This is a genomic window from Demequina sp. (assembly GCF_024642165.1).
GTDB lineage: Bacteria > Actinomycetota > Actinomycetes > Actinomycetales > Demequinaceae > Demequina.
Map to the genome: position 1 here is coordinate 1 of NZ_JAHEBP010000022.1, position 20,880 is coordinate 20,880.

17 protein-coding genes, 1 tRNA gene and 1 pseudogene are annotated in these 20,880 nt (G+C 69.2%); 10 read left to right on the top strand and 9 right to left on the bottom strand.

Translation table 11 applies throughout. The annotated features are described in order from the left end of the window. The 5 genes from Q0L54_RS03545 to Q0L54_RS03565 all read right to left on the bottom strand — a co-directional run. Nucleotides 1-1,571: family 78 glycoside hydrolase catalytic domain (locus tag Q0L54_RS03545; RefSeq protein ID WP_296665541.1), on the bottom strand; the 1,571-nt coding region annotated here is incomplete at its 3' end. A 2-nt stretch (nucleotides 1,572-1,573) separates the two neighbouring features. Beyond that, a complete protein-coding gene (locus Q0L54_RS03550; protein ID WP_296665543.1) occupies nucleotides 1,574-2,422 on the bottom strand; it encodes a carbohydrate ABC transporter permease in 849 nt (282 codons plus the stop codon). Beyond that, on the bottom strand, nucleotides 2,419-3,255 hold the full coding sequence (locus Q0L54_RS03555; RefSeq protein WP_296665571.1) for a carbohydrate ABC transporter permease: 837 nt from the start codon (nucleotides 3,253-3,255) through the stop codon (nucleotides 2,419-2,421). Before Q0L54_RS03555 ends, Q0L54_RS03550 begins: the two co-directional genes overlap by 4 nt. Nucleotides 3,256-3,436: 181 nt before the next feature. Continuing rightward, a complete protein-coding gene (locus Q0L54_RS03560; RefSeq protein WP_296665544.1) occupies nucleotides 3,437-4,780 on the bottom strand; it encodes an extracellular solute-binding protein in 1,344 nt (447 codons plus the stop codon). Nucleotides 4,781-4,922: 142 nt separating this feature from the next. Further along, a complete protein-coding gene (locus tag Q0L54_RS03565; protein ID WP_296665546.1) occupies nucleotides 4,923-5,933 on the bottom strand; it encodes a LacI family DNA-binding transcriptional regulator in 1,011 nt (336 codons plus the stop codon). A gap of 123 nt (nucleotides 5,934-6,056) precedes the next feature. Between Q0L54_RS03565 and Q0L54_RS03570 the strand changes: the two genes are divergently transcribed. The 7 genes from Q0L54_RS03570 (at nucleotide 6,057) to Q0L54_RS03600 (ending at nucleotide 13,974) form a co-directional block, all read left to right on the top strand. Then, complete coding sequence (locus tag Q0L54_RS03570; RefSeq protein WP_296665548.1) at nucleotides 6,057-6,404, top strand: L-rhamnose mutarotase; 348 nt, start codon at nucleotides 6,057-6,059, stop codon at nucleotides 6,402-6,404. Nucleotides 6,405-6,630: 226 nt separating this feature from the next. Continuing rightward, a complete protein-coding gene (gene rhaI, locus Q0L54_RS03575; RefSeq protein WP_296665550.1) occupies nucleotides 6,631-7,797 on the top strand; it encodes an L-rhamnose isomerase in 1,167 nt (388 codons plus the stop codon). A 158-nt stretch (nucleotides 7,798-7,955) separates the two neighbouring features. After that, nucleotides 7,956-8,966 carry an aldo/keto reductase family protein gene (locus Q0L54_RS03580; RefSeq protein WP_296665552.1) on the top strand — a complete coding sequence of 337 codons (1,011 nt, stop codon included), beginning with the start codon at nucleotides 7,956-7,958 and terminating at the stop codon, nucleotides 8,964-8,966. An 84-nt stretch (nucleotides 8,967-9,050) separates the two neighbouring features. Further along, a complete protein-coding gene (locus Q0L54_RS03585) occupies nucleotides 9,051-11,081 on the top strand; it encodes a bifunctional aldolase/short-chain dehydrogenase (RefSeq protein ID WP_296665553.1) in 2,031 nt (676 codons plus the stop codon). After that, entirely contained in the window at nucleotides 11,078-12,499 is a 1,422-nt protein-coding gene (locus tag Q0L54_RS03590; RefSeq protein ID WP_296665554.1) for a rhamnulokinase family protein, read from the top strand. Before Q0L54_RS03585 ends, Q0L54_RS03590 begins: the two co-directional genes overlap by 4 nt. A gap of 7 nt (nucleotides 12,500-12,506) precedes the next feature. Next, complete coding sequence (locus Q0L54_RS03595; protein WP_296665573.1) at nucleotides 12,507-13,829, top strand: alpha-hydroxy acid oxidase; 1,323 nt, start codon at nucleotides 12,507-12,509, stop codon at nucleotides 13,827-13,829. 72 nt (nucleotides 13,830-13,901) lie between these two features. Beyond that, nucleotides 13,902-13,974, top strand: a tRNA-Arg gene (locus Q0L54_RS03600). Nucleotides 13,975-14,158: 184 nt separating this feature from the next. Here the strand turns inward: Q0L54_RS03600 and Q0L54_RS03605 are convergent. Beyond that, nucleotides 14,159-14,701, bottom strand: a complete 543-nt coding sequence (locus tag Q0L54_RS03605) for a hypothetical protein (RefSeq protein WP_296665557.1) — start codon at nucleotides 14,699-14,701, stop codon at nucleotides 14,159-14,161. Nucleotides 14,702-14,774: 73 nt separating this feature from the next. Between Q0L54_RS03605 and Q0L54_RS03610 the strand changes: the two genes are divergently transcribed. Next, nucleotides 14,775-15,617 carry a patatin-like phospholipase family protein gene (locus Q0L54_RS03610; RefSeq protein ID WP_296665558.1) on the top strand — a complete coding sequence of 281 codons (843 nt, stop codon included), beginning with the start codon at nucleotides 14,775-14,777 and terminating at the stop codon, nucleotides 15,615-15,617. A 7-nt stretch (nucleotides 15,618-15,624) separates the two neighbouring features. Here Q0L54_RS03610 and ald read toward each other — a convergent pair whose 3' ends face one another. After that, nucleotides 15,625-16,698: an alanine dehydrogenase gene (ald, locus tag Q0L54_RS03615; RefSeq protein ID WP_296665559.1), complete on the bottom strand. Its 1,074-nt coding sequence runs from the start codon at nucleotides 16,696-16,698 to the stop codon at nucleotides 15,625-15,627. A gap of 407 nt (nucleotides 16,699-17,105) precedes the next feature. On the opposite strand from ald, the gene Q0L54_RS03620 reads away from it, so the two are divergent. Next, nucleotides 17,106-17,933 (top strand): class II aldolase/adducin family protein, encoded by an 828-nt coding sequence (locus Q0L54_RS03620; protein WP_296665561.1) that lies wholly within the window; start codon nucleotides 17,106-17,108, stop codon nucleotides 17,931-17,933. A gap of 104 nt (nucleotides 17,934-18,037) precedes the next feature. On the opposite strand, the gene Q0L54_RS03625 is transcribed toward Q0L54_RS03620, so the two are convergent. Beyond that, the gene (locus Q0L54_RS03625; protein WP_296665563.1) at nucleotides 18,038-18,832 is read right to left on the bottom strand and encodes a M15 family metallopeptidase; all 795 of its coding nucleotides are present in this window, start codon (nucleotides 18,830-18,832) and stop codon (nucleotides 18,038-18,040) included. Nucleotides 18,833-19,415: 583 nt separating this feature from the next. Here Q0L54_RS03625 and Q0L54_RS11100 point away from each other — a divergent pair. Continuing rightward, a pseudogene (locus Q0L54_RS11100) lies at nucleotides 19,416-19,548 on the top strand (IS5/IS1182 family transposase); the annotation flags it as partial. 296 nt (nucleotides 19,549-19,844) lie between these two features. Here Q0L54_RS11100 and Q0L54_RS03635 read toward each other — a convergent pair. Continuing rightward, the gene (locus Q0L54_RS03635) at nucleotides 19,845-20,540 is read right to left on the bottom strand and encodes a hypothetical protein (RefSeq protein WP_296665565.1); all 696 of its coding nucleotides are present in this window, start codon (nucleotides 20,538-20,540) and stop codon (nucleotides 19,845-19,847) included. Nucleotides 20,541-20,880 lie beyond the last annotated feature (340 nt).

The window sequence follows — 20,880 nt, forward strand, 5'->3', positions numbered from 1 at the left end:
CGCTGGTAGAGCGTCCACGGGACCAGAGTTGCGGCGTCGCCCCAGGCGGCGGTGCCGATGTGTGCGGAGTCGAGCACGTCGGGCACCACGAAGGGCACGGAGCCGTCGTCTGTCTGGTCGATGGCGAGGTCCTCGAGCCACGAGGACAGGAACGCGTCCGAGTCGTGGAGGAACGATGCGGTGGGAGCGAACACCTGGATGTCACCCGTCCAGCCCAGGCGCTCGTCGCGCTGCGGGCAGTCGGTGGGGATCGACAGGAAGTTGCCGCGCATCGACCACACCACGTTCTCGTGGAGTCGATCCAGCAGGGCATGCGAGGACTCGAACGTGCCGGTGCGACGCATGTCGGAGCCCACCACCACGGCCGTGACGTCCGCGGGGTCCAGCTCACCGGGCCAGCCGTCGATTTGGGCGTAACGGAAGCCGTGGAAGGTGAACAGCGGCTCCCAGGTCTCCTCGCCGCCGCCCGCCAGCGTGTACCGGTCGGTGGCCGCGGCACGCCGCAGCGGCCGCAACGCCAGCTCACCGTGCTCGAGCACCTCCGCATGCCGCAGCGTTACCGTCGCGCCGGCGGGGCCGGAGACGCGGATCCGCAGGTGGCCGACCAGGTTCTGCCCGAAGTCCAGCACCGTCGCGCCCGCCGGAGTACGGATCACCTCGACCGGGGCGAGCTCCTCCGTGGCCCGCACCGGCGGGCTGGTGCGGGGCACGGGCACCGCGAGCATCGCCGCGACGGTGGCGGGAACCCACCCGTCCGGCGACCTGCGCCGGCCGTCCGCCTGCTCGCCGGCGTAGATGCCGGAGGAGAGGACCGGGCCCTCGTCCGTCACGTCCCACGTGGCGTCTGTGACGATCTCCTCGACGCTGCCGTCCTTGTACTGCAGGCGCAGGATCGCGGAGAACGCCGGCTGGGCGGATCCGTACTGGTAGCGCTCGAAGCCGTGGAACCCGAACCGCTCCGCGAACCAGCCGGCGGCCAGGTCGACCGTGATGGCGCGGGTGCCCTCCGTGAGCAGCGCGGTGACATCAGTGGCGGCATACGTGTCGCGGACACCATAGGCGGTCCAGCCGGGCTTCATGCGCTCGTCGTCGACCGGGACACCGTCCACATGCACCTGGTAGACGCCGTGAGCGGTGGCGTACAGCACCGCCGAGCGGAGCTTGGGCCGCACGGCGACGGCCTGCCGCATGCGCACCGGGCACTGCTCGGCGCGGGGACCCGGGTGCGCGACCCAGCCGGCCGACCAGCCGTCGCGCACGCCGCACAGGATGCCGACGGGTTCGCTCCATGCGCTCCAGCCGGTCGCCTTGGAGTGCACGCGGACCCGGACCGAGCCACGCTCGGCGTCCTTGAGCGGCGCGAACGGCCAGGTCACCTGCGCGGCGTCCGGGCCATCCAGTTCGCGGATCAGCGCGCCGGACGCGGAGGACCACTCGACCTCCGCGGCCGCCTGGGTCCAGTCGGCAGCGGGGGTCGATACGGCCCACGACAGCCGCGGGGTGCGGGTCATCACGACGTCGCCGAAAGCGCCCGACTCGACGCGAGCAGTGACGCTGGTGGTTGCGGACACGTTCACCCCTTGACTGCGCCGGACGTGAGGCCGGCGACGATCTGACGGTTGAAGAAGATGTACATGATCAGCATGGGCAACGTGATGAGCACAATGTCCATGAACAGCAGGTTCCAGGACGTCGAGAACTGACCCTGGAAGTTGTACAGAGTGAGCTGCACCGTCGCGCCTTGGTCCCCCGGCAGGAAGTACAGCGGGTTCTGGAAGTCGTTGAAGACGAAGACCGACTGCACCACGATCACCGTGACGATCACGGATTTCAGCAGCGGGAAGATGACCCGGAAGAACAGCCGGATGGGTCCGGCACCGTCCATCACCGCGGCCTCGTCGAGCTCGCGCGGAATGGTGGCGACAAAGGCCCGGAACATGAGAATGCAGAAGGCCATGCCGAACGCGACCTCGATGAGCACGAGGCCGTGCAGCGTCTTGTAAATGCCAAGCCCCTGCATCACCCAGATGGTGGGGACCACGGCGGGCGGCACGATGAGCCCGGCCAGGACCATGAAGCTGATGAACCCGTTCCACCGGCTCTTGCGACGCTGCAGCACGTAGCCGACCAGCGCGGACACGATGACCATCACCGTGACGGACGCGACCGTCAGGATCGTGGAGTTGATGAACGCGGTCACCAGGATGTAGTCGCGCGACTGGATCACCTCGACCACGTTGTCCCAGATGACCCACTCGGTGGGCCACGTGAACTCGAGGAGGGACGCCTCCTGGCCGGTCTTCGACGCGGTGAGGAAGATGAAGACGAACGGCACCACGAAGAGCACGCCGGTGAGGAGGATGGCGACGATGCCGCCCACCCAGCTATAGGTGCGGTTGAGCCTGCTGATGCCTTCCTTCATCGGTCGACCTCCTTGCGGTTGAGCAGCCAGAACAACGGGATGATGATGGCCGCGACCACCAAGAAGAGCACCACGTTGCCCGCGGTGGAGAGGCCGTAGAAGCCCGCCTGGTACTGCTTGTAGACCACGGAGGCGAGCACGTCGGAGCTGAAGCCCGGGCCGCCCTTGGTCATGGTCCAGATGAGGTCGAAGGACCGCAGCCCGCCGATCAGCGACAGGATGATCACCGTGGTGGTGGCCGGGCGCATGAGCGGCAGCGTGACGTGCCAGAACTGCTTGAACGCATTGGCGCCGTCAACCTTGGCCGCCTCGAAGTACTCCTGGGGAATGGCGACCACGCCGGCGATGTAGATGAGCGTCGCGAGGCCGAGGCCGCGCCAGACATCGACGAATGCGACCGAGAACAGTGCGAGGTTGGGGTCGGTAAGCCAGCCGATCTCATCGACTCCGACCACCGCGAGCACCTTGTTGATGAGCCCATCGAACGGGTCCATGAGTACCGAGAATGTGACGCCCACGCCCACGGTGGAGACGAGCACGGGGAAGAACACCACGGACCGCAGGTACCCACGGGCCTTGATCTGCGAGGTGAGGAACACGGCGAACAGCAGGCCCAGCACGACCTTGAGGCCCGACGTGATCACCGCGAACATCAGCGTGTTGACCAGGCTGTCGAAGAGGTAGGGCTCGGAGAAGAACGTGACGAAGTTCTCGAGACCGATGAACTCCGAGTCGAAGATGGTCCAGCGCGTGAGGCTGAAGTAGAAGGAGGCGAAGGTGGGCGCCACGAACAGCACGCCGTAGATGATCGCCGCCGGGAGATAGAACCACATCGGGTAGGGGCTGCGGGTGCGCGGCTTGCGCGCGCCCCGAGCCTCTCGGCCGCGGGGCGCCTGGGGCGCCTCCGGCGGCGGTTGCTGCAGGGTCTGCTGGGTCATGGCGAGCTCCGTTGAGGGGTGGAGCGGTGCCCGGCCCGAGGGCCGGGCACCGCGTGGTCAGCGACTGCTCGAGTCCTTACCAGCCCTCGAGGCCCAGCTGCTGAGCCTGCTTCTTCACATCCTCGTCGTACAGCGCTGCGCCGTCCTCGGCAGAGCGGATTCCGGATCCCACCTCGACAGTGATCTGCTCGAGAGCAGGGCCCTTGATGGGCGAGAGGAACTCCAGCGCGGGCTGCGTGTTGTTCGCCTCGAAGTAGGGCAGCATGTCCGCGACCATCTGGGGCACATCGTCGGGCAGCGTGCAGCCGTCCACGAAGTACGGGCCCTGAGCGCCGACTGCGGCGGTCTGGACGTCGCAGGCTTCGGGCGTCGCCACGTAGGACATGAAGTCCTTCACGACGTCCGCGTGCTCGGTATCGGCCGGGGCGTAGATGCCCGCGGCAAGCCACGTGGTGAGCGGGCTGTCCGCCGAGTCACCCGGGAGGGCGAAGAAGCCCACGTCACCCACGTTGTCGGGCGAGTTGGCGATGACTTCCGCGAGCGCGAACGAGAGCATCGGGTAGTGAGCGCCCTCGCCCTGGGCCACCATGCGCACACCGTCAACGAAGGTGGCCGAGGCAAAGTCCTTGTTGAGGTACCCCGCTTCGAAGACCTCCTGCTGGTGCACGAAGCCGTCGATCGCGGGGGCGCCGTCGGCGTACTTGACCTCGTTGGCCGTGTACTTGTTGGCCCACTCCGAGTCAGCCGCGAGCACGTTGGCGAAATCGCCGAGCACGAACAGCTGCGAGGTCCAGGTGTCCTTGAACGTCTGGATCACGGGCGCGGCCTTGCCGGAGTCGAGAATCGCCTGGTTGTTGGCCATGAAGTCGTCCCACGACGTGGGAACGTCGAGGCCCAGTTCTTCATAGAGCGGAATGTTGTACATCACGCCGCCGCCCATGGCGGTACCCGCGGGAACGCCGTACAGAGTGCCGTCGGCGGACACGCCGGCCTTGAAGGTGTCCTGGATCGCGCCCGCATTGGCGATGTCGTCAATGGGGAGCAGGGTCCTGGTCGGGGCGAGCGCCTGGAACAGCGACCCGGAGTTGTAGAAGAACAGGTCCGTCATCTCGCCGGTCTGCAGGCGGGTCTTGACGATGTTGTCGCCCTCACCGCCGCCCGGACGCTCCTCGATCGCGAACGTGACGTTGGGGTGCGCCGCGGTGTACGCGTCGGTGAGGGCGGTCACCACGCCCACGCTCGTCTCATTGTTGTCCACGAGGAACGAGAGCTCGACGGGCTCCATCGCGTCGGTGGTCTCGCCTCCCGAAGAGGTCGACTCGTCGGGAGTGGACCCCGACGAACATGCGGCGAGGCCCAAGGCCGAGACCGCGATCAGTGCCGGTAGCGCGAAAGCGCGGCGGCGATGAGTGAAAGGCATTGTTGTCCTCCATCCGCGGCGGGCACCTTTGCCCGTCCGTTGAATCGATTCAAGCACATGGGACCAATGTCCCGCTAGACATTTTGTAACGATTCAGTAACGACTGGGCCACAATGGAATATCGATGCCCGAGGGGGCGCTGTCACGCGACGGTCGACGCGCGCACCACGAGGCTCGGCTCGAACACCACGTGGCGCGGCTCGCCGGCGCCGTCGCCATCCGCCGCCTCGAGGATCAGTTCCACAGCCGTCGACCCGATGAGCTCGCGCGGCTGCCGCACTGAGGTGATCGGCACCACCGCCGATGCCGCGAAGGAGATGTCGTCGTACCCGACCAGACCCACCTCCGCAGGCATCCGGATCGGGTCGGGTCCGAACAGCAGAGCCCGCTGGATGCCGATCGCCAGGAGGTCGTTGGCCGCGACGATGCCGTCGATCCCGGTGTCGCGGATCAGCGGCTTGAGCGCCTCCCCGGCACGACGCCCCTCGTCGAGCGACATCTCGTCGGTGCCGAACAACTGCAGGGTCGCCTCCGAGACGTCGGCCACTGCGGCCGATGCCCCCTTGAAGCGATCGGAGACCTGACGGATCCGCAGGGGGCCGCCCACGAAGGCGAGCCGCCGGCGCCCGGTGTCGAGCAGATGGCGGGCGGCGAGAGCGCCGCCCGCGACGTCATCGACGGAGACCGAGGAGAAGGCGGAGGCGCCGGCCTCTCGGTCGACGAGCACGGCCGGGATCCCGCGCGCGCGCAACGCCTCGAGGCGCGTGAGGTCCTCCTCTACGGGCGAGATCAGCACACCCCCCACCCGCTGCTGCTCGAAGATCTCCAAGTGCATCGCCTCGCGCTCCGGCGACTCATCGGAGTTGGCGAGGAAGACGGTCATGCCGGCCTCGGCGGCTCGGGCCTCGGCCCCGCGGGCGACGTCCGTGAAGAAGGGGTTGCCCACGTCGAGCACCACCAGCGCGAGGCTCCGGCTGCGGCCGGCGCGCAGCTGTCGCGCCGCACCGTTGGGGACGTATCCGAGCTCCTCGATCGCTGCATGGACGCGGTCGACGGTGTCGGGCTTCACGTGCTCCGGTCGGTTCAGCACGTTGGAGACGGTGCCGACGGAGACGCCGGCGCGCGCGGCGACCTCCCTGACGCTCACAGCCATCCCGGCCGCCTCCTCCTCGTCGCCTGTGTGGCTCTACCTAACCACGAAGGACCCGCAATTCTGAATGGTTCCACACGCGTCGCGTCAGGATACGCTCGCCTCATCGCCGAGGAAGGTGCCGCCATGACACAGCGAGTGTGCTTCACCCTCACCCTGCACCCCGACATGGTCGACGAGTACGTCGCCAGGCATCGCGCCGTCTGGCCCGAGATGCTCGCCGCGATAGCGGAGTCCGGCCGGCGCAACTACAGCATCTTCGTACGACCCGACGGCCTAGTGGTGGGTTACTACGAGACAGATGACGATACGGAGTCTGCGAGGCGTCTTGCTGCGGACCCACGGACCGCCCGATGGGAGGCGGAGAGCGCGCGCTTCTTCGCCGGGCTCGGCGGTACACGGCCCGACCAGGCGATCACGCCACTCGCCGAGGCCTTCAATCTCGACGCCCAGAGGCACGCCCTCGACCTGTGACGCGGGCCGCTGTGCGCCGAAGGCTAGGGCAGGGCGCACAGGCCGCGGTTGCCTCCGCGGCGTCGAGCGCCGGACGGGCCGGTCGACACGCAAACCAGAAGCGCGGTCGACTTGACCGACGCGGAGCGACGTTCTATATTTGAATCGTTTCAACCCAGCGTCGCCGCGGAGACACGGCCATCCGGCCCACCACCCCCGGCGACCCCCCGCTCAAAGGAGAGACACGATGGCCTTCAGCAGCCACGTCGCCAGCCGCCTCGAGGAGCAGGCCATCGAGCTTCCCTCGTGGGCCTTCGGCAACTCGGGCACCCGCTTCAAGGTGTTCGGCACGCCCGGCACGCCCCGCGATCCGTTCGAGAAGATCGCGGACGCCGCTCAGGTGAACAAGTTCACGGGCCTGTCCCCCACCGTCGCACTCCACATCCCGTGGGACAAGGTCGACGACTACTCGGTGCTGCGCAAGCACGCCGAGGACCTGGGCGTGGGCCTGGGCACCATCAATTCGAACACCTTCCAGGCGGACATCTACAAGCTCGGCTCGCTCACCCACCGAGACGAGAAGGTCCGCCGCACCGCGATCGACCACCACCTCGAGTGCATCGACATCATGGACGCCACCGGCAGCCGCGACCTCAAGATCTGGCTGGCCGACGGCACCAACTACGCGGGTCAGGACGACATGCGCGGCCGTCAGGACCGCCTGGCCGAGTCGCTCCAGGAGATCTACGACCGGATCGGCGAGAACCAGCGCCTGGTCCTCGAGTACAAGATCTTCGAGCCGGCGTTCTATCACATGGACGTTCCGGACTGGGGCACCAGCTACGTGCAGTGCGCGGCCCTGGGCGAGCGCGCCACCGTGTGCCTCGACACCGGCCACCACGCCCCCAGCACCAACATCGAGTTCATCGTCATGCAGCTGCTGCGGCTGGGCAAGCTCGGCTCGTTCGACTTCAACTCCCGCAACTACGCGGACGACGACCTGATCGTGGGCGCGGCGGACCCGTTCCAACTGTTCCGCATCCTCGTCGAGGTGCTGCGCGGCGGCGGCTACGGCAAGGACGGCGACACCGCGTTCATGCTCGACCAGTGCCACAACATCGAGGACAAGATCCCGGGCCAGATCCGCTCGGTGCTCAACGTCCAGGAGATGACCGCCCGCGCGCTGCTGCTCGACCGCGAGGCGCTCGACGCCGCGCAGGCCGCCGGCGACGTGCTGGGCGCACACGGCATCATGATGGACGCGTTCTCCACGGACGTCCGCCCCGACCTCGCCGCCTGGCGCGAGGAGCGCGGCCTGCCCGCGGACCCGATGGCGGCCTTCGCGGCGTCCGGGTACCTCGCTCAGATCGCCGCGGACCGCGTGGGCGGCGTCCAGGCCGGCTGGGGGGCCTAACCGATGCGACTCTCGCGCCTCTCCGTCCGGGCGTACCCGGCACGCCGGGACGACGCCCAGGCGTGGAGACGCGTTCCCGCCGCGGACCCGGGTGCGCCGCACGTGCCCGCGGTTTGTCATCTCACGGACGCACACCTATCAAGGGGAGAGCAGGACTGATGCAATTCCGCTACCTCGGCAACTCAGGATTCAAGATCTCGGAGATCACCTACGGCAACTGGGTGACACACGGATCCCAGGTCGACAAGGACGCCGCGCTGGCATGCGTGCGTGCGGCCATCGACTCCGGGATCACCACGTTCGACACCGCCGACGTCTACGCGAACACTAAGGCGGAGACCGTCCTCGGCGAGGCGTTGAAGTCGGAACGCCGCGCGTCCATCGAGATCTTCACGAAGGTCTTCGGCCCCACCGGCCCGAAGGGCCACAACGACGTCGGCCTGTCCCGCAAGCACATCATGGAGTCGATCGAAGGGTCGCTGACGCGCCTGCAGACCGACTACGTGGACCTCTATCAGGCGCACCGTTTCGACTATGAGACGCCGTTGGAAGAGACCTTCCAAGCGTTCGCAGACATCGTGCGGGCAGGCAAGGCCCTCTACATCGGCGTGAGCGAATGGACCGAAGAGCAGTTGCGCGCCGGTCATGCGCTAGCGCAGGACCTCGGCATCCAGCTGATCTCCAACCAGCCGGAGTACTCGGCGCTGTGGCGCGTCATCGAAGGCAGGATCGTCCCGACCTCCGTCGAACTCGGCATCTCGCAGATCGTCTGGTCTCCCATTGCCCAGGGCGTGCTGACCGGCAAGTACAAGCCGGGCGAGCCGGCTCCCTCCGGCTCGCGCGCCACGGACACGAAGGGCGGCGCCGACTTCGTCAAGCGCTGGCTCACCCCCGACGTGCTGACCCGCGTGCAGCACCTCGCGCCCATCGCGGCCGAACTCTCGCTGTCCCCTGCACAGTTGGCCGTCGCATGGGTGCTGCAAAATCCGAACGTGGCGTCGGCGATCATCGGCGCCTCCCGCCCGGAGCAGTTGGAGGAGAACGTCAAGGCTTCGGGCGTCGTCATCCCCGCCGAGCTCATGGCGCGAATCGACGATGTTCTCGGCGAGGCGATCGAGCGCGATCCCGTGCACACCTACGACAGGTCTCCGAAGGCCCGCGAGGCCTGACCGGCCCCTTTCGACCGACTCCATATCCATTCCCGATGTCCGTGGCCCCACGGCCCGACGACCCTTTCACCCCCCGGAGGAACAATGAACACCGCAGCGGACCTCATCGCACGCTCCAACCGCCTCGGCGCCGACCCGAAGAACACCAACTACGCCGGCGGCAACACGTCCGCCAAGGGCACCCAGACGGACCCGGTGACGGGCGAGCCTGTCGAGCTTCTCTGGGTCAAGGGCTCCGGCGGCGACTTAGGCACCCTGGGCACCAATGGGCTCGCGATGCTGCGCCTCGACCGCCTGCACGCGCTGGTCGATGTCTACCCCGGCGTCGAGCGGGAGGACGAGATGGTGGCGGCCTTCGACTTCTGCCGTCACGGCATCGGCGGCGCGACGCCGTCCATCGACACTGCCATGCACGGCTTGGTCGACGCCGCCCACGTGGACCACCTCCACCCGGACGCGGGCATCGCGATCGCCACGGCCACCGACGGCGAGGAGCTCACGCGCGCCATCTTCGGCGACCGCGTGGTGTGGGTGCCGTGGCGCCGCCCCGGCTTCCAGCTGGGCCTCGACATCGCCGCCATCAAGGAGGCCAACCCGCAGGCGATCGGTTGCGTCTTGGGCGGCCACGGCATCAGCGCGTGGGCGGACACCTCGGACGAGTGCGAGGCACGCTCGCTGGAGATCATCGACACCGCCGCCGCGTACATCGCCGAGCACGGCAAGACGGACCCGTTCGGCCCCGCGCTTGACGGCTACGGCGCGCTGCCCGCCGAGGACCGCAAGGCCAAGGCGATCGCCCTCGCTCCCGTGATCCGCGGCATCGCGTCCGTGGACAAGCCGATGGTGGGTCACTTCACCGACGCCGACGTGGTGCTCGACTTCCTCGCCGCCGCCGAGCACCCCCGCCTCGCCGCGCTGGGCACCAGCTGCCCGGACCACTTCCTGCGCACCAAGGTCAAGCCGCTGGTGCTCGACCTGCCGGCCGACGCCCCCGTCGAGGACTCCATCGCTCGCCTCAAGGAGCTCCACGCCGCGTACCGCAAGGACTACCAGGCGTATTACAACGCCTACGCCACCGAGGACTCCCCCGCGATCCGCGGAGCGGACCCGGCCATCGTGCTGGTGCCCGGCGTGGGCATGTTCTCGTTCGGCGCGAACAAGCAGACGGCGCGCGTCGCCGGCGAGTTCTACGTCAACGCGATCAACGTGATGCGCGGTGCCGAGTCGCTGTCGACCTACACGCCTATCTCCGATGCCGAGAAGTTCAACATCGAGTACTGGGCGCTCGAGGAGGCCAAGCTCCAGCGGATGCCCAAGCCCAAGTCCCACGCCACCCGCGTGGCACTCGTCACCGGCGCCGCCTCCGGCATCGGCAAGGCGATCGCCACCCGCCTGGTCGCGGAGGGCGCGTGCGTGGTCATCGCGGACCTGGATCTCGAGAAGGCGCAGGCCGCCGCGGCCGAGCTGGGCGGACCCGACGTGGCCGTGGGCGTCGCCGCCAACGTGTCCGACCCGGCGGCGGTCGCCGCCGCGATGGGCGAGGCGGTGCTCGCCTTCGGCGGCGTCGACCTGGTCATCAACAACGCGGGACTGTCGCTGTCGAAGCCGCTGCTCGAAACCACCGAGAAGGACTGGGACCTCCAGCACGATGTGATGGCCAAGGGCTCGTTCCTGGTCTCCCAGGCCGCCGCGCGCGTCATGATCGCCCAGGAGATGGGCGGCGATATCGTCTACATCGCGTCCAAGAACGCCGTCTTCGCCGGCCCCAACAACATCGCCTACTCGGCGACCAAGGCGGACCAGGCGCACCAGGTGCGGCTGCTCGCGGTCGAGTTGGGTGAGCACGGGATCAAGGTCAACGGCATCAACCCCGACGGCGTGGTCCGCGGCTCCGGGATCTTCGCCGCGGGCTGGGGCGCCAACCGTGCGAAGACCTACGGGATCGAGGAGGAGAAGTTGGGCGAGTTCTACGCGCAGCGCACCATTCTCAAGCGCGAGGTGCTCCCTGAGCACGTCGCCAACGCCGCGGCCGTCATCACCGGCCCCGACATGACGCACACCACCGGCCTCCACATCCCCGTGGACGCGGGAGTGGCCGCGGCCTTCCTGCGATGACCGCCGCCGTTGCCGCCGTCGACCTTGGCGCGACCTCAGGTCGCGTCATGGTCGGGCAGGTGGGCCCCGACACCCTCGAACTGCGCCAGGTCGGGCGCTTCGCCAACGGCCCGGTGCGCACGCCGGACGGGCTGCACTGGAACATCCAGCAGCTGTACGCCCACGTGCTCGACGGACTGCGGTCCGCCACCCGCTGGGACCCGTCGATCCGCTCCATCGGCATCGACTCGTGGGCGGTCGACTACGCGCTCCTGCGAGGCGGTCGGGTGCTGGGCGAGCCGTTCCATTACCGCGACGAGCGGACTGCGCACGGCGTGGACCTGGTGCATGCCGACGAGCCGTTCTCCCTGCTCTACGCCCGCAACGGCCTCCAGTTCCTGCCGTTCAACACGCTCTACCAGCTGGCGGTCGAACGCGAGGCGGGCATGCTCGACGTCGCCGACCGCATGCTGCTGGTGCCGGACCTGATGGCCTACTACCTCACCGGCGCCACCGTGGCCGAGGCGACCAACGCGTCCACCACCGGACTGCTCGATGTCTCCACGCAGCAGTGGGACGGCGAGCTCATGGACCGCCTGCGGCTGCCGCGCGGGCTGTTCCCGCGCATCGTCCACCCAGGCGAGACCATCGGCACCCTCCTGTCCCCCGTCACCGAGTCGACCGGCGTCGCCGCCGGCACGCCGGTGGTGGCCGTGGGCTCACACGACACCGCCTCGGCCGTGGTGGCGACTCCCATGACCGAGCCCGGCGGCGCCTACATCTCCTGCGGCACGTGGGGGCTCGTAGGCGTCGAGACCGAGACGCCCGTGCTCACGGACGCCGCACGGGCGGCGAACTTTACCAACGAGGGCGGCGTCGACGGACGCACGCGCTTCCTCCACAACGTCATGGGCCTGTGGCTGCTGTCCGAGTCGATCCGCACGTGGGAACAGGGCGGCGAGAAGGTCGACCTCGAGCGACTGCTCGCCGAGGCCGCGGCCGTTCCGGGCCCGGTGGACCTGTTCGACGCGAACGACGAGACGTTCATGGCGCCGGGCGACATGCCCGCGCGGATCGCGGACTGGCTGGGCGAACGTGGCCTGCGCGCCCCGACCACGCGTGCGGCATTCGCGCGCTGCATCATCGAGAGCCTCGCGGAGGCGTTCGCCGACGCAGTTCACGAGGCCGGCGCCCTGTCTGGCCAAGAGGTGCGCCGCATCCACATCACGGGCGGCGGATCGCTCAACGAGCTCCTGTGCCAGCGCACCGCGGACCGCTCGGGCCTGCCCGTGGTGGCCGGGCCCGTCGAGGCCACCGCGATCGGCAACGTGCTGATCCAGGGCCGTGCGTTGGGCGCGGTCAGCGGCTCGCTCGAGTCGCTGCGCGACCTGGTCGCGCGTACGTTCGCACCCAGGGCTTTCGAACCGAAGGGACACTGAGATGAAGATGGAGCGCCGCTTCCCCCGGCCTGCGGAGTTGACTCCGCTCCTGCACTTCAAGAAGTTCGAGACCAATGGCCGCGCCCGGCGGCTCGCGAAGGCGCACACCATCGCGGACCTGCGGGCGATCGCCAAGCGGCGTACGCCCAAGGGGGCCTTCGACTACACCGATGGCGCCGCGGAGGCCGAGCTGTCGCTGGGCCGCGCGCGCCGCGCCTTCCGCGAGATCGAGTTCCACCCCGCGATCCTGCGCGACGTCTCGAACGTCGACACGTCCGTCCAGATCCTCGGCGGCCGCTCGGCGCTGCCCTTCGGCATCGCGCCCACGGGATTCACCCGGATGATGCAGGCCGAGGGTGAGCGCGCTGGCGCGTCCGCCGCGGGCGCCGCGGGCATCCCGTTCTCGCTGTCGACGGTGGGCACCACCTCGCCCGAGGGCGTGCGCGAGGCCAACCCCGACGGCCGCAACTGGTTCCAGCTGTACATGCAGAAGGACCGCGACAAGTCGATGCAGCTGGTCGAGCGTGCCGCCGCCGCGGGGTTCGACACCCTGCTGGTGACGGTGGACGTGCCGGTGGCCGGCGCGCGCCTGCGCGACAGCTACAACGGATTCACGATCCCGCCGCAACTCACCCCGTCCACGGTGCTCAACGCGATCCCCCGGCCCGAATGGTGGTGGAACTTCCTCACCACGGAGCCGCTCGCGTTCGCCTCCCTCAGCGAATGGAAGGGCACCATCGGCGAGCTATTGGACTCGCTGTTCGACCCGACGGTGACGTTCGATGACCTGGACTGGATCCGCGACCAGTGGCCCGGCAAGGTGGCGGTCAAGGGCATCCAGACCCTCGACGACGCCAAGCGCGTGGTCGACCGCGGCGTGGACGGCATCGTGCTGTCGAACCACGGCGGTCGCCAGCTGGACCGCGCGCCCATCCCCTTCCACCTGCTGCCCTCCGTGGCGGCGGAGCTCAAGGGCAAGACGCAGATCGTGCTCGACACGGGCATCATGTCCGGGGCCGACATCGTGGCGGCGCTGGCGATGGGCGCAGACTTCACGCTCGTGGGACGCGCCTACCTCTACGGCCTCATGGCCGGCGGCCGCGAGGGCGTCGACCGCGCGATCGAGATCCTCACCAAGGAGATCGTGCGCACCATGAAGCTGCTGGGCGTCGCGTCCGTCGCGGACCTCAACCCCGACCACGTCACCCAGCTGCAGCGCCTGGTTCCGGTAGCGCCGCCCGCCGCGGCCCCTGGCCCGGCGCCGCGCCGGCCGCGCAACCCGGCGCCCATCCGCACGGCGTCGCCGAACCGGACCCGGTCCTCGTCCTGATGCAGCCAGCCGGGCGGGTACGGCGGCACCCGCCCGGCTGATATCCTCATTCGGCCCGGTCAGTCCGGGCATGCCCCCGTAGCTCAGCGGATAGAGCGCCGGTTTCCGGTACCGTAGGTCGCAGGTTCGACTCCTGTCGGGGGCACCGCAGAACTGACTCGAAGGCCCTGCTATCCATGGTGACGGCGGGGCCTTCTTCACATCCTGAGCCCGGCACGGCTCACGACCCGACGGTGCTCGCCCTCACCACCAGGCTGGGCTTGAGCCCCACCACCTGGTGGGCGTCGTCGGGCCTGATCCACGCTGTCACTCTAGGGCGTCGCGCCAGCTCAGCCCTCGGTGCCGGCCGCGGCCTCGTCCGCGAGCACCAGCGGGCCCACCATCGCCGTCGCGTCGATCGCGGCGTCACCCTCGGTGTCCACCGTGCACGTCCAGTGCACCTCCGTGTCGAGCCACCAGACCACCGTGACGAGGTCCCGGCCGTCGGCCGCGAGCGCGGCCGCCGCATCGTCCCGCTCCGCGGCCTGCGCGTCGGTGACCGTCAACTGCTCCTCGGTGGCGATCCCCTGGTCGATCATGAACGAGCGCAGGTCCCTCCACTCGGCGCTGCCGTAGACGTCGCCGGCGATGATCCGCGGCATCACCTCGCCGTCCTGGGCGGACGCCTCGTAGGCGGCCTCGCAGGCGCGCACCGCGTCCGATTGGGCCCCGCTCATGCGGGCCGTGAGGGCCGTCGCCACGAACGAGCCGATGACCACAAGCGCCGCCACCGACAGCGCGATCGCGAGCGGGAGCCAGGTGCGCTGAGGCTCGCCCTCGCCAGCGGCTTCGGGGACGTCGGGGGCGCCAGGGCCGTCTGGGGTGTCGGGCATGACGCCCAGCGTAGGCGCGCCCCGGAGCGCCGCGCGACGCACGTGGCGGACGTGCCGCGCGTAGCCTGGCCCGGTGACCGTGGACCTGCGCTACGAGCCGCACCTGGGCCTCGCCCTGGGCGGCGGCGGCGCGCTGGGCGCAGCGCATGTGGGTGTGCTGCAGGTGCTCCAGGAGCGCGGAATCGCACCCACCGTGGTCGCGGGCACCTCGGCCGGCGCCCTCATGGGGGCCGCGTACGCGCGCGGCGGCGACCCGTACCGGCTGGAGGCCGAGGTCCTGAAGGCCGAATGGGGCCACTTCGGGACGGTCTCCTTCCGCCCGGGGCTCGGCATCTTCGACACGGCGGGACTACGCCGCACCCTCGACGCGCTCTCCGGCGGCGACGAGCTGATCGAGGACCTGCCCGTCCGCTTCGCCGCGGTCGCGACCGACCTCAAGACCCGCCACGTGGTGATGCTCGACCACGGCAGCCTCGACGACGCCCTGTGCGCGTCGATCTCCGTGCCCGGGCTGTTCCGTCCCCTCCACCTCGACGGCCACCTGCTGGTCGACGGCGGGCTGCTCGAGAACCTGCCCCTCGAGGCGGCATTCAAGCTGGGCGCGCGGCACGTGATCGGCGTCCGGCTCGCCCCCGAATGGGACGCGCCGGGCTTCGAGTCCTCCCTCGAGGTGCACGAGCTCGAGATCCGAGCCGACGTGACGCTCATCTCGCCGCGCCTGGGCGACCGCTCGCAGTGGGTCGCCAAGGACATCCCGGAGCTCATCCGCCTGGGAAGGGTCGCCGCCGAGGAGACGCTCGCGGACTACCCCGTGATCAGCCCACGCCCCGCGGAGCTACCCCACGTCGAGGTGCCGGAGCCCTCCCGGCTCCCGGGGCCGCTGCGCGAGTTCATGGACCGGCGCCCCGAGCACTGATCGCGGCTCAGGCGCCCAGCGCCTCCGCCACGGCGGGATGGACGATGCGCCCGTCCCTCACGTTGACTCCTCGCTCGAGCGCCGGGTCGGCGGCCGCGGCCTGGTCCACCCCGTCCGCGAGGCGGAGGATGTACGGCAGCGACATGTTGGTCAGCGCTCGCGTGGCCGTCGCGCCCACCGCCGCCGGCATGTTGGCGACGCAGTAGAGCAGCGAGCCGTCGACCTCGAACACCGGATCCGCGTGGGTGGTGGCGTGCGAGTCCTCGAAGCAGCCGCCCTGGTCGATCGCGATGTCCACCAGCACGCTCCCCCGCGGCATCGCGGCCACCAGCGCGTGGCTCACGACCTTGGGTGCGGGCCTGCCCGGCACCAGCACGGCGCCGATCACCAGATCCGAGCCGAGCACCGCCTCCTCCACGGCGTGGGCGGTGGACGCGACCGTTCGCACGCGCCCGCGGTAGTGATCGTCGAGTGCCCGCAGGCGCGGCACGGACAGGTCGATCGCGGTGACCTCCGCGCCCATGCCCACCGCCTGCGCGATCGCGTTGGACCCCGCGACGCCCGCGCCCAGCACCGTCACCGCGGCTCCGGGCACCCCGGGGACCCCGGGCAGCAGCACCCCGCGTCCGCCCTGCGCGCTCAGCAGGTGATACGCGCCCACCAGCACGGACAGCCGCCCCGCCACCTCGCTCATGGGCGTCAACAGGGGCAGCGATCCGTCCTCGAGCTGCACCGTGTCGTAGGACAGCGCCGTGGTCCCCGCGGCGCGCAGCGCGTCCGCGAGCGCAGGGTTCGCCGCCAGGTGGAGGAACGTGAACAGGGCGTTGTCGCGCAGCAGCGCGAACTCCTCGGGCTGCGGCTCCTTCACCTTGAGCACCAGATCGGCCGCCCAGGCCTCCGCGGCGGTACCCAGCCGCGCGCCGGCAAGCACCAGGTCCTCATCCTCGATCGCGGAGCCGAGCCCCGCGCCGGACTGGACCACCACGGTGTGGCCGCGCTCGACGAGCGCATGGACGCCCGCGGGCGTGAGCGCCACCCGGGTCTCGCCGTTCTTGGTCTCGGTGGGGACTCCGACGATCACTGCCGCCTCCTGGTGGCTCGGTCCGTGCCTCGGCCGGCGGGTCACCGGTCGATCGGCACGATGCGGGGCGAGCCAGGGATGACGCTCGCCCTCGCCTCCAGTCCTACACCCCGTCAGGCGCCTCGCGGCGGGTTGTCGGCCACCTTGCTCACCGCCGCGCCACCTCCCGACAGTCCGCACGGATCCGGATCCGACACGCGGGGCGCGACCCCCGCATCGGCCCGCATCGACCGCGTGTCGCCGAGAGTTCCGTGCGCACTGTCAGCGAGGGGCGGGTGCGGAACCGGGACCTTCGGCATGCGCGCGCCCCACAGGCTATGATTGAATCGTTTCATTACTGCTTCACCAGCACCGCATTCACCCCGGCGAGACGGAGCCGTCCCGCCACCGACGACAGGAGAACCCCCGTGCCCACCGAACAGCCCAAGCCCACGCTCGACGAGCTCATCGCCCAGATCGGCGAGGCCGGCGCACGCGTATGCGACATCGACGCCTCAGAGGCCGGGGCCGGCAACATCTCCGTGTACATGGGCTGGGACGTCGAGGTCCGCCGCCACTTCCCCAACGCGGAGGAGATCGAGCTGCCCGACCCCGCCCCGGCGCTCGCCGGCGGCACGGTGCTCGCCACCGGCTCGGGCCGCCGCCTGCGCCAGATCGAGGACGAGCCGCTGGCCGCCATCGGCGCCGTGAAGATCCACGAGGGTGGCCGCTCCGGCACCCTCTACTCGTCGAACACCCGCAAGTTCGCGCGGCTCACGTCCGAGTTCAACTCTCACCTCGCGGTCCACCAGGACCAGGTCGAGCGCCGCGGCGTCGACTTCCAGGCCGTGGTGCACGCTCAGCCGCCGCACCTCACCTACCTCAGCCACATCCCCGCGTACCGCGACACCGCCCGCATGAACGCGGCGATCCTGCGCTGGGAGCCGGAGACCATCGTGTCGCTGTCCCAGGGCATCGGCGTGCTGCCGTTCTTCATCCCGGGCTCACCCGAGATGGGCGCCGCCAACGTCGCGGGCCTGCGCCAGCACGAGATCGTGCTGTGGAGCAAGCACGGCACCATGTCCCGCTCGGACATCTCGGTGTTCCGCGCCGTCGACCGCGTCGAGTACGCGGAGACCGCCGCCCACTACGAGTACATGGACATCCTCGCCGGGGGCCGCGCCGAGGGCCTCACCCGCGAGGAGATCGCCTCCGTCGCGACCACGTTCTCGATCGACTCGCCCTGGCTCCAGTAGCCCGGACGCACGGAAGCCCGCAATTCGCGCCGGAAGGCGCGGGTCGCGGGCTCTGTCGTGTGCGGCGAGGGGACGATGCAGGCGACGGGCGGGGCGACGAGCGGCTACTCGTACGCGCCGTAGGTCTGGTACTCCCAGTGCCAGGGCTCGTACTTCGAGGTGCGCGCCCAGTCGGGGTTCCAGAATCCGTACGTGCCGGCGTTGCGCTTGAGCCACGAGAGGTAGACGCCGGCGGAGTGCGACCGGCAGAAGTCCACGGCCAGCCCGAGCCCGTGCATCGAGGTGCCGGGCGTGGCGGCGAGGTAGCCGCGCTGCGCCTTGGTGGCGTACTGGCCGCCGATGCTGCGGTACGAGTCGGAGACGCACATGTTGGTGCCGAACTCGGTCTTGAAACGCTCGTTGAGCGCCGCTAGCGCGAGAGCCGCGTCGGGGCGCAGCTGCTCGCCGGGCACCCAGAGGTCGCACAGCTGGCTCGCGGAGAGCCGGCCGTTGACCAGCGTGCCGCTGAACTCCGGGTCGCAGTCGGGGAGCAGGTTCGAGGCGATGGGCACGTCGTTGGCCGTGAGGATGGCGCCGGACTGATCGTCGATCGACGGCAGCGGCAGGTCCGAGGACTCGAACTGCGGGCCGGCGCCCAGGATGGCGGTGGCCGTGGTGGGCGACTCGCCCTTGACCACGCCCGGGATCTGCTCCGCCGCGTTGGCGTACGGCGCGATGGTTCCCAGGATCGGGTACACCACCATGGCGGCCACGAAACCGACGAGCACGCCGAACCGCGTCACGAACTTGCGGCGCCGGTGCGTCGAGCGGATCTGGATCTCCTGCGTCTGCTCGATCCGCACCTCCTTGCGGGAGCGGTGGTGGACACGGGGTGCGTGATGCGCGCCGCGCTTGCTCACCATGTCCTCCCGGGGTCTCGACTGCAGGGGCGTCAGGAATGCGTTCGGGGCAACGGCCCATCGAACGAATCCACCAATTATTACTGATTGGTAACGAAAGTCCAACCCCTCACAGGAGCATCGTCCGTCACACGGGCGGCGCTCGCGGCTGCCCGTTGGCCCGAGGGCGTGTAGATCAACGTGGTGTGGGTAGCGGTCGGCCGGCCGTGTCGGCGTGACGCGATGCGAGTCCTCTGACGAGGTGTGCGCCGTTGTCGAGCCGATGATGCGGGTGGCGTCGGGCCGGTCACGGCCGTGGACCGATCATCGTCTCGCGATCGGGGGGGCGTGAAAGTACCGCGCGAGTGCGCCACGGCGCGATAGGCCTGCGCGGTTCGGAAAGTCGAACTCGATCGACAAGCGCTCCAACCGGCGAGCCGCGGACGGCACCTCGAAGGAGCTTCTCGCCGAGGTCCATCAGCAGTCCGACGCGGCCAGCAAACTCGACGGGGTGGTGTCGATCGACTCCACCATCGCACGCGTGCACCAGCACGGCTTGACGCTGGCGCACCACACAGGGCGCATGGTCGAATCACACGAATACGCTGGTAGAGCATCCTGACAACGCGATCGGCGGTTCCCGCGCCGGCCTGACCAGCAAGATCCTCCTCGCCGGTGACGGACGAGGGCGACCGCTCGGCTGGGTGATCACCGGCGGCAACGTCAACGACCTGACCATGATCGCCGCCACCGCGATCTGGATCAAGACCGACCTGATTCACACGGCCGAGCATCGGCGCGAACCCCAAGTGCCGGGGGCGCCTTCCAGGCATCCCCCGGCACATGCAAACGACGGTCAACTACGCGTGGCGTTTGCGGCCAAGTCCCCAGAAAGCGCCAACGCCAACCGCGACGGCGAGGAGTGCTGCGACGCCCAGCTCTATGGGGCCGACTCCTCCGAGTGCTCCCATCGCAAGCACAATGACGACCATCGCCGCAAAAAAGGCCAGCACGGCAAGGAGAATCCGCATGATCAACTCAGGCCTCCGACATACGAGTAGCCACCCGTCTTGCTGACCGTGATCTTGCTCCACGGCGTGTACTCACCGATGCAACCATATTTTGCGACGCAGTTCTCGATGGCGCGGGACATGTGCGACCACGCGGAAGACGTGCCAACGCCGCCCTGTTGATTCACCACAAGGTCGCGAATGTAGTACGTCGAAAGCTTGTTGGTCGTGTAGTCGTACCGTGTGACCCACGTGGTGACCTTCGAGCCGTCGTAGCACCACTCCACGCGGTGGTGCCACCAATAGGCGGTGTCACCGAGGAAGGTCGTTTGCTTGTACGCGACTCCCACCCACTTGCAGGAAGTAGCGACAGCTGCGACGACGGACGGCTCCGCGAGCGAGAATGTCGCGAAGGTGGCGGTCTCGTCGAGGTCGCCGGACTCGATGATCGGATCCTCCACTACTGACGGATCGACCAGGACGGCCGCCAACTCCGGGTTGGAGCGGATCAGGTCGAGATCGGCCTGCTTCCACGACCCGCTTTCGATCCGTACGAGTGCTCGCTCGATCGCCGTGTCTTCCGACCGCGAACCTCCATCATCCGCCTGTGCCGCCATGGGTATCATCGCCAGTGCCGCGGCCAGCACGAACACTGTGTGAATGCGCGATGCTTTCAAGGCAGACCCCCGATCTTGCCGAGTGGCGTCGTCGCTGCTCAAGTTCATTCTTGGCTGGGGTGTCGCGATCTTGCCAGCCGCATTTCTGGGGGCGCGACACGAAGTCGCGAACTCCGCAGACGGACCCTCGTGGCGGTGCGCGGTTGGGTGGCCGACGCGTGCTCGCCCACGGGGCGCTGTCGCGTGAACATCGCGAGATAGCCAAGCGGGGTGCCCGGTGCTCAACGAGGGTGGCCAGGTCTCCGCATCTTCGTCAGGCGTCGGCGCCGTCGGACCCTTGGCCACTCCCGACGACGTGATCCACACGCCCTACGAGGCCTGCTCGCGACGGGCCAGCGAGTCGCGCACCTCACCCACCAACTCCTCGAGGATGTCCTCCAAG

What these genes read in the sequence shown, in the direction of transcription:
- Q0L54_RS03550 (WP_296665543.1), bottom strand. Translation starts at nt 2,422, where the DNA reads ATGAAGGAAGGCATCAGCAGGCTCAACCGCACCTATAGCTGGGTGGGC.
- Q0L54_RS03555 (WP_296665571.1), bottom strand. Translation starts at nt 3,255, where the DNA reads ATGTGGTTCTATCTCCCGGCGGCGATCATCTACGGCGTGCTGTTCGTG.
- Q0L54_RS03560 (WP_296665544.1), bottom strand. Translation starts at nt 4,780, where the DNA reads ATGCCTTTCACTCATCGCCGCCGCGCTTTCGCGCTACCGGCACTGATC.
- Q0L54_RS03565 (WP_296665546.1), bottom strand. Translation starts at nt 5,933, where the DNA reads ATGGCTGTGAGCGTCAGGGAGGTCGCCGCGCGCGCCGGCGTCTCCGTC.
- Q0L54_RS03570 (WP_296665548.1), top strand. Translation starts at nt 6,057, where the DNA reads ATGACACAGCGAGTGTGCTTCACCCTCACCCTGCACCCCGACATGGTC.
- rhaI (WP_296665550.1), top strand. Translation starts at nt 6,631, where the DNA reads ATGGCCTTCAGCAGCCACGTCGCCAGCCGCCTCGAGGAGCAGGCCATC.
- Q0L54_RS03580 (WP_296665552.1), top strand. Translation starts at nt 7,956, where the DNA reads ATGCAATTCCGCTACCTCGGCAACTCAGGATTCAAGATCTCGGAGATC.
- Q0L54_RS03585 (WP_296665553.1), top strand. Translation starts at nt 9,051, where the DNA reads ATGAACACCGCAGCGGACCTCATCGCACGCTCCAACCGCCTCGGCGCC.
- Q0L54_RS03590 (WP_296665554.1), top strand. Translation starts at nt 11,078, where the DNA reads ATGACCGCCGCCGTTGCCGCCGTCGACCTTGGCGCGACCTCAGGTCGC.
- Q0L54_RS03595 (WP_296665573.1), top strand. Translation starts at nt 12,507, where the DNA reads ATGGAGCGCCGCTTCCCCCGGCCTGCGGAGTTGACTCCGCTCCTGCAC.
- Q0L54_RS03605 (WP_296665557.1), bottom strand. Translation starts at nt 14,701, where the DNA reads ATGCCCGACACCCCAGACGGCCCTGGCGCCCCCGACGTCCCCGAAGCC.